A 7,636-nucleotide genomic window follows, 5' to 3' on the forward strand; every position below is an offset into this window, starting at 1 on the left:
ATCCGCGTGCGTGCGATCGCAGCCGCACGAGTGGGGTTGAGCGCGGACGTCCGCACCTTTTAAGGGGCACTGACGGCGGAGGGGACAGGGGCGCACTCACGCAGCTGCCTGGGCGGGGTCGAACAGGTCCGCCGCCTGGCGCAGCGCGATCCCCATGCGCGCCAGGACGCTGCGCGGGACTGCAGCAGCCTCGTCGACCTCGACGGGCCCGAAGATGGCGGCCCGGCGCGCCAGGGCGTCGGACAGGCTCGGCAGCGGCGCCGGCGGCGGGAAGGCGGGCATGTGGGGTCGTTCACGCGTCAGGGGCATGTCGAAGAACTCCAGCGGTGATTGGGATGATGGTCGGGCCGCGCCCTCAGGCTGCGGCGAGGGTCAGTCGGCGGCGGAGCGGAACCGGCTCGGGCCGTCCGGGCGCACGCGGGCCAGGACGAAGGGACGGGCGGTGTTCAGCGCCCAGAAGGGCGAGGTGCGCAGCCATACCGCGGCGAGGCAGGCCAGGGCCGCAGCGGCAGCGCAGCGGGTGATGTCGGGGTCGAAGGGCATAGGGGTGGGCTCCAGAGGCAGGCGCCAACCCGGCGCCGAAAGGGTTCAGGCCGCGCGCCGGATGTCGTGGGCTTTGACAGGCCGACGCCATCGACAGTGACGAGGTATGAGGGGCGGCGCCGGCTCACGCGGCGGTTTCCAGCACGGCGACACGGGCGGCGGCGGACAGGTAGGCCAAGGCCTGCACGGCGGTGACCGGGGCGGATGCCTCGCCGATCTCTGCCAGCATGACGGTGGTGGTCAAAACGCGGCAGCAAGAGCCGCCGCGGGCCAAACGCGGGTCTGGCAATGCCGGGCGGATCGGCCGCTCGGCGGGGGATAATAAGAGGATAGCGGTGGGGTTCGGCATAGCCCTTTGCCTTGTGGTTTTGTTTTCACCGCAAGTGGTGATGAACGCCCCTCTTATCCGTCCGCTTTGGTTTGATGTCAACCGCAAAAGGTGATAATCAAACCACATGAGCCCTTCACAGTGCAGAGCCGCCCGCGCCCTCCTCGGCTGGCCTACCCAACAACTTGCATCCCACGCGGATGTCGGAGTGAACACCGTCAACCGCTTTGAGGGCGGCCAAGACGCTCGCATGAGCAGCGTCGACAAGATCCGCGTGGCTCTTGAGAGCGCTGGGATCATCTTCATCCCCGAGAACGGCGGTGGCGCTGGCGTGCGACTACGGAAGGTCGACCCGGCATGATGATCTCGGCCGCGCAGGTTCGCGAGGCGCGCGACCTTCTGGGTTGGAGGACGCCGATGCTGGCCAAGCGCGCCAGCGTCGGCTTCGAGATCGCTCTGCGGGCTCAGAAGGACCCCGGATTGCCGGCGACCATGGGGCTGGAGCTGCGGGCGATCCGTGACGCTTTCAAGCGGGCCGGCGTGATCTTTATCGAAACGGACGGTGAAGGACCGGGCGTGCGGCTGCAGAAGGGCGAAGGATGACGAACGACGCAAGGTCCCGCAAACCGGCCGACCACGGCGAGGCAGTGGGCTTTTGCCTGCAGATCGCTGCCACGAATAGTGCGCTCCTGAGTTGTTATGCGGACAGCAAGTCGGGGCTTCACGCGGATTTGAACCCGCTGGCCCATGGCATCCGGATCACAGTGGTGGACGCCTTGAAGGCGGCGGCCCGGCACGTTGACGTATTCGCCGAGAACACGGCGCGGGACATCGGCCAACGGCTCACCGCCGAACAGGAGAGCGCGAAGGCCGAGGCCATCCGGGCGCTCGGGCGTGAGCTTGTCGCCTTGTCTGACAGGGCTGTGAGCCAGACCATCGCCTTCGCCGAGTTTGAGGACATCCGAGTCCGACTGATGGATCAGGGGCTCATTCTCGGGCCGTATCATGCGTTGGACGTGGCGGCGGCCATCATGGATCCCGGCCTATGATCCGAACTCACGGTCGTCGCCCCCTCGCCTGCCACCGCGAGGCCGGGCACAAATCGCCGCTGATCGCATCTGAATTGCTTACTTACGTCAGTACGTATCTGCGTAGCTAAATGCCGAGATAGCGAGACGAGCTGTCCGATGGGCGCGCGTGCAGATAGCGACCTGTGGTCGCCACGCTCGCATGCCCGAGCGTGTCTTTCACCAGCGATAGGGGAGCCCCGCGGTCGAGGCTGTGCGAGGCATGGGCGTGGCGCAGCCAATGCGCCGACACGTCCTCCGACAGACCGGCCCGGGCCGCCGCCACCTTCACCAGCCTGTGAACCGCCGACACGTCGAGATGCCCGGCCTTGCGAGAGCGGAAAACGGGATCATCGGACCTGGCCTCGCCCCGGATCGCCGCCAGCATTCCCCAGGTGTTCGCGGACAACAGCACCACGCGGGTTTTGCCGCCCTTGCCGAACACGGTGGCTTGCCCAGCCCCGTCGCGGGGCGCGAGATCGCGCCAGCGCAATCCGCATGCTTCGGACACGCGGAGGCCGCCGCCGTAGAGCAGGGTCAGCAGTGCGCGGTTTCGGGGTAGCGGCTCCAGCCGCAGCATCAGCATGGCATCCGCCTCGGCCATGATGCGCTCCGCCAGTGTGTTTTTCACCGGCGGCGCCTTCACGGCCTTGCCAACATTGACCCGAAGGTAGCCGATTTCCTGCCCGAAGCTCAGAAGGCTTTTCACGGCCGCCACCATCGCGGCGCGCGTGCCGACCGCTAGGCCGTCCAGACTGGCGATGTAGGCCTGTAGGTCGCCGATGCGCACCTCGGCCAGCGGACAGCGGACGAAGCCGAGGAAACGGTCGGCTTGACGCTGATAGTTCCGCCGCGTGTGCAGGCTGGAATGGCGGCCGATCCATAGGGCGACGAGATGATGGTCGCTGTCGGCCTGCTGTCTGGACGCAAACGACAATTTGTCGCTTGCGTCGACCTCGACCACGATGGGCAGATTGTCCGACATTCTGTCCTCAAAGCCGCAACGCATGATTACGACACTTGTCTTGCGTTCAAATCACCATCTCACTACCCTGCCGCTATCGCAACGTTAGAATGGTGGTATGAAAATGCCTTCGTGAAGGTGCGGTGGTGTTTCCGCCCCGCGACAGCACCATGACGAAGACGCCACAGTCACGCGATGATAACGCTCTCGCGCCATGACCACGGCGTGAGGGAGACGGAATGATGCGGCGCGTGATCGGGATGGTGCAGTCAAAGGGGGGTGTCGGAAAGTCGACCACGGCCCTCAACCTCGGCGCCGAGCTGGTGCGGCGGGGGCGCAAGGTGGTGGTCCTCGACGCGGACCCCGCGGCGCACTCGGCCGCGGTCGCAGGGGACGGCCGCCTTCCCTTTTCCGTGCAGGCTCACCTTATCGAAGATGTCGACGACACCACAGTCGCGGCGTGGGCCAAGGTGGTCCGTGAGCAGGAAGTCGACTTCGTCATTATCGACGCGCCTGGCGCGATGGGCGGGGCGTTCGGCGCCACGATCGCGATCTCGGATATTGTGCTCGTGCCCAGCGGCCCCACGGCGCTCGACGTCCGCGGCGCGGCTGAGACCATCGGCACCATCCGCCGGCACCGGAAGGCCGCGAAGCGACAGAAGCCCGACATCTTGGTGGTGCCCAGCCGTATTGATCGCCGAACGTCGTCGGGCCGCGATGTGGTCGAGACGCTGGCCGCCCTCACCGAACCCGTATCGCCCGTGATCTCCTATCGTGCTGTGGTCGCGGACAGCCTCACCAGCGGCGACACGGTCCCGCACGACAGCCCGTCAGGCATCGAGTTCGCCGCCCTTGCCGATGCCGTTCTGACCCGCTTGGGGGATGACCTATGAGCCGGACTCCCTCCAAATCTCAGTCCCTCGCCATGCGGGCCGCCGCTGCCATCGCGGCGCAGGACGACGAAGACGAAGCCCCGGGCCCGGTGGAGGCATCCGACGAGGCGGCCGTCGCTTCTCAGGTTGACGAGCCGGTGAAGGGTGAGGCGGCGGCGTCGACCTCTCAGCCTGCAGCACAGCCGACGCCTTCCGAGATGACGTCCACCACAGCGCCGGCCAAGCGCGGGCGCGGCCGGCCGAAGAGTAAGCGTGCCGTCGAGGCCCGCCATACCGTCTACCTCGATGCGGCGCGGCACAGCGCTCTGACACGGCTCGCCGAGGACCGCGGCCGGTCCGCCCATAGCCTCATCCTTGAAGGAATCGACCACGTCATCGGCAAACCGCAGAACCCTGGATGGCAGGGACGTTAGTGGCTCGATAGCGCTTTAATGACATTATTGTCACGCCATAAAAACACTATCATGGGGTCTTTATTGCGCAGATATGTCAGGGTCAGAAACCCATTGTCGAGGCCGACTCATATTGCTCCAGTTTGACACGGTGCCCCGTCCCGGGCTCGATGGACTGTCGCGGCGGGGGTGATTCCCGCCGCGCAGGAGATCGAATGGCCGGATAGGACCGTAGAACGAGAAAGGCGCCATCCCCGGCAAGGGACAGCGCCTTTGAAATCGAGAGACCGCTTTCGTCTCAACACAGCGAGACGGTCTCATAGCTCCGGCGACGGAGTCAACCGGGAAACTCACGTTTCCACGGACGAGATCGTTTGCGCCCGAAACGGCCCCATGAGGGGCAAAGATGCTTGCGGACCAAATCCGGCGCGCGATCACCGCGACGCCGAAAGCGAAGCTGTGCGACCTGTCGGCCGCGCTGTGGAAGGCCTATGGCGCGGGGCTCGTGCCCGAGGACGAAGCGCAGGCGCTCGCGGAGGCCATCCAGGCCCGCAAGGCGATCCCGGCCGTCCCACCACAACCCCGTCGCGTCGGAAGCCGCCCACGGGCCCCGGAGAGCCTGGAGCGCCGGAGGTCGTGGGCCGCCTCATCGTGGTTGCCCCCGACTCTCGCGGCCCGGTTCACACAGGGCGAGGCCGCGGCCCTCGGCGTGGTGCTGTCGACGATCGCGCTCTCGGGCTCGTGTGACCTATGCCATGGCGCCGTCGCCGGCCGGGCTGGCGTGTCCGTCTCGACCGTGAAACGTGCCCTGAGCGAAGCCCGCAGGCTCGGCCTGGTAGCCGTTCAGGAACGGCGGCTGTCGTGGTGTCGGAACCTGCCGAACGTCGTCACCGTCTTGTCGCCCGAGCTGCGAACGTGGGTGGCGACACGGGGGAGAGGGCTTAGAGCCGCGAAGGGAAAGTGGGGTGGGGTTCAGATAGGAGCCGGCACGGAGTCCATAGATATACTAAGTGATGCTCGACCTGCGTCGACGGCTCGGAACATGGGAAGTCGGGAGAGAGAAGGGTGGCGCTCGACAGGGAAGCTCGGAACAACGCCCCGCCGCCTACCATCGCCTATCTGCGCCGACAGGGTGTGACCGGCGCGCGCGTGTCCTGTCGCGGTCCCCACTGCGGCCGAACCGTGACCATGCCGTTCGACACGATGAGGCTACCTGAGGACACACCGTTCCCTCAGATCGCCCGCTTGCGGAAGTGGGTCTGCCAGAAGTGCGGGAGCCGCGAGGTGTCGGTTATGCCGGACTGGCGCGCCCCGACAGCCGTACAGGCCAAGCGGATCAAATAGCCTTAGTAGGCGATCGACCGATGGTTATGCTCGGTCTCTCGCGCCACCTAATGAAGCGCCAAGAGCATGCTCAACCGTGGAATGAGAGTTTATCAATTATAAATGTTGTATTAATTGAACTTACAATTTTATGCTAGCCATTTGGAACAAATTATATCATATGATGTATCACACTAAGGTCACAACCCTAAAGGGCCTGAAATGAAGCATCCTATGAGAATGTCTATAGTGGTTGCCTTAGGGTCTATGCTGACCACTCCCGTTTTAGCCACAAATATCAATCTTACCGGCTATAAACTGACTTTCGATGAGGAGTTCAATAAGCTTAGTGTTTCACAATCTGGTACAACGACCACCTGGGCTGACATCCGACCATCCAGTCGCTTTGATGCCAATTCAGATATAGGATTCGGAGCTTCATCATTCCTTGATACTGCATCGGGCTATAATCCGTTCTCGGTGAGCAATGGAGCCCTAACGATTACGGGTGTCCCATATACCGTCAAGTTTGGGTATCCCGGAAGCTGGCAATCGGGTTTGATCCATACCGCTGGAACCTTCGTCCAGACCTATGGCTACTTCGAGATGCGTGCTAAGTTCAACAGCGTACCGGGTACATGGCCGGCGTTTTGGTTGCTTCCAGTGACTACGCTCCACCCAGCGGGCCGTGATGCATCTTTATGGCAGGAGCTTGACGTCGTTGAGCAGTACGGCTCCTATACGCAAGGCGTCTACTCTAACATTCATACGACTGAACCGGCTCCAGCTGGAGTGATGTGGAACTTCTTCAGCAGCCACCCGGAGATCGCCAGCGGGTATCATACCTACGGCATGGACTGGGAACCGAAGACGATCACATTCTACGTCGATGGCGTCCTCATGGGCAGCAAGCCGACCCCGGACGACATGACTGGTCCGATGTACATGCTGGTCGATCTCGCGCGCGACACGCCCTACAAGGCCAGCGCAGCTGCCATGTCGATGAACGTCGACTATGTGCGGGCTTTCTCCAACAGTGCTAGCGCCGTCGCGGTCCGCCAAGACACGATCTCGGCGCCGGATGGCAACGATCCAGGACTTTATGGCGCGACTGCCGCAAATGCGCTGCCGCCGGATAAGCTGACTCTGAATATGTATGAAGATGCCTATAAGGGCGATTGCCAATTCACCGTTAGCGTCGATGGGGTTGAAATTGGTGGCGTGCTGACGACTACGGGCACAAAGACTGCGCCGCAGAATTTTACATTACCAGCAGTGCTTGCAAAAGGCACTCACAAAATCTCTGTCAAGTTTCTAAACGATCTCTATGCGGGCACACCATCTACAGATCGTAATCTCTACGTTCAATCAATCCTTGTTGATGGTATCCAGCGCTACGGCTCTGCTGCCTTATACAGCAATGGGTCACAGACCTACAACGTTACCGTCCCTTGAACGTATCTCGTCTTTTTGCCATCATCCCTACCGACGCGGCGAGGAAGGCCTCGCTCTGCAGCCCTGGCGTCCGGTCTCGCCGGGGCTGTGGTCCTCACGCTAACCCGCACCATCGGGGTGCACAGGTGTGATCGCAACAAACCGCAGCATTTCGCAGCGATCCGAAGCGTTTCGCGACAACCCAGCCCTTCAGTGCGTAGGGTGTGGCACCCCATCCCTTGTGGCCTTTCGCTAGTCCTTCAGTGGCCCTCGATGGCCGTCGCTAGGCACCGCTAGGCCGACCCCCGTCCGGAGCAAGCAATGCCTTCCCGACTACAGCGGGAAGGGCGGCTCGGCCTCGCTCGCGGCGCTCGGATCGGCATCAACCCGCCGTCAATAATCCCGTCCCATGGTGCCATCACCGCCGTCGGCCTCTTCGGCGGTAGGGTCGGGGGAGGCAAGCCGCGAACAAGCCTCCCCCGGACGCCGATCGAAGAGGGAACCTGCTCCTCGATGCCAGATATTCACAACTAATGATCCAACCTCGCGATCTCGTGGTGATCGGCGCTTCCCGCGGTGGATTGGAGGCGCTGAACCAACTCGCGAGCGGACTGACCATCGATTTTCCGGCCGCCGTGCTGATCGTGCTGCATACGTCCCCGGATAGCCCGAGGATGTTCGCCAGGATCATG

Annotated in this window: 11 protein-coding genes; 8 read left to right on the forward strand and 3 right to left on the reverse strand. The window is 63.3% G+C overall.

The features are described from left to right. Positions 1-96: 96 nt before the first annotated feature. A complete protein-coding gene (locus tag D3273_RS26785) occupies positions 97-282 on the reverse strand; it encodes a hypothetical protein (RefSeq protein WP_129230006.1) in 186 nt (61 codons plus the stop codon). Positions 283-372: 90 nt separating this feature from the next. After that, positions 373-543, reverse strand: a complete 171-nt coding sequence (locus D3273_RS28585) for a hypothetical protein (protein ID WP_165359737.1) — start codon at positions 541-543, stop codon at positions 373-375. A gap of 227 nt (positions 544-770) precedes the next feature. On the opposite strand from D3273_RS28585, the gene D3273_RS26790 reads away from it, so the two are divergent. The 4 genes from D3273_RS26790 to D3273_RS26805 all read left to right on the forward strand — a co-directional run bounded on the left by D3273_RS26790 (position 771) and on the right by D3273_RS26805 (position 1,920). Continuing rightward, a complete protein-coding gene (locus D3273_RS26790) occupies positions 771-986 on the forward strand; it encodes a hypothetical protein (protein ID WP_129230007.1) in 216 nt (71 codons plus the stop codon). A 93-nt stretch (positions 987-1,079) separates the two neighbouring features. After that, positions 1,080-1,232 carry a hypothetical protein gene (locus D3273_RS26795; RefSeq protein WP_245501412.1) on the forward strand — a complete coding sequence of 51 codons (153 nt, stop codon included), beginning with the start codon at positions 1,080-1,082 and terminating at the stop codon, positions 1,230-1,232. Beyond that, positions 1,229-1,474, forward strand: coding sequence for a transcriptional regulator (locus tag D3273_RS26800; protein ID WP_129230009.1), 246 nt, complete (start codon positions 1,229-1,231; stop codon positions 1,472-1,474). The genes D3273_RS26795 and D3273_RS26800 overlap by 4 nt, the downstream gene beginning before the upstream one ends. Continuing rightward, on the forward strand, positions 1,471-1,920 hold the full coding sequence (locus D3273_RS26805) for a hypothetical protein (protein ID WP_129230010.1): 450 nt from the start codon (positions 1,471-1,473) through the stop codon (positions 1,918-1,920). The genes D3273_RS26800 and D3273_RS26805 overlap by 4 nt, the downstream gene beginning before the upstream one ends. A gap of 106 nt (positions 1,921-2,026) precedes the next feature. Here D3273_RS26805 and D3273_RS26810 read toward each other — a convergent pair whose 3' ends face one another. After that, the gene (locus D3273_RS26810) at positions 2,027-2,923 is read right to left on the reverse strand and encodes a tyrosine-type recombinase/integrase (RefSeq protein ID WP_129230011.1); all 897 of its coding nucleotides are present in this window, start codon (positions 2,921-2,923) and stop codon (positions 2,027-2,029) included. 221 nt (positions 2,924-3,144) lie between these two features. On the opposite strand from D3273_RS26810, the gene D3273_RS26815 reads away from it, so the two are divergent. The 4 genes from D3273_RS26815 to D3273_RS30090 all read left to right on the forward strand — a co-directional run. Then, entirely contained in the window at positions 3,145-3,795 is a 651-nt protein-coding gene (locus tag D3273_RS26815) for a ParA family protein (protein WP_129230012.1), read from the forward strand. Then, positions 3,792-4,208 (forward strand): hypothetical protein, encoded by a 417-nt coding sequence (locus D3273_RS29475; protein WP_245501413.1) that lies wholly within the window; start codon positions 3,792-3,794, stop codon positions 4,206-4,208. Before D3273_RS26815 ends, D3273_RS29475 begins: the two co-directional genes overlap by 4 nt. Positions 4,209-5,777: 1,569 nt before the next feature. Next, a complete protein-coding gene (locus D3273_RS26825) occupies positions 5,778-6,965 on the forward strand; it encodes a family 16 glycosylhydrolase (RefSeq protein ID WP_165359738.1) in 1,188 nt (395 codons plus the stop codon). 512 nt (positions 6,966-7,477) lie between these two features. Continuing rightward, on the forward strand, positions 7,478-7,636 hold a 159-nt coding region (locus D3273_RS30090), incomplete at its 3' end, for a chemotaxis protein CheB (RefSeq protein WP_428977813.1).

The sequence above is a fragment of the Lichenibacterium minor genome (genome assembly GCF_004137685.1).
In the GTDB taxonomy this organism is placed as follows: Bacteria; Pseudomonadota; Alphaproteobacteria; order Rhizobiales; family Beijerinckiaceae; genus Lichenihabitans; species Lichenihabitans minor.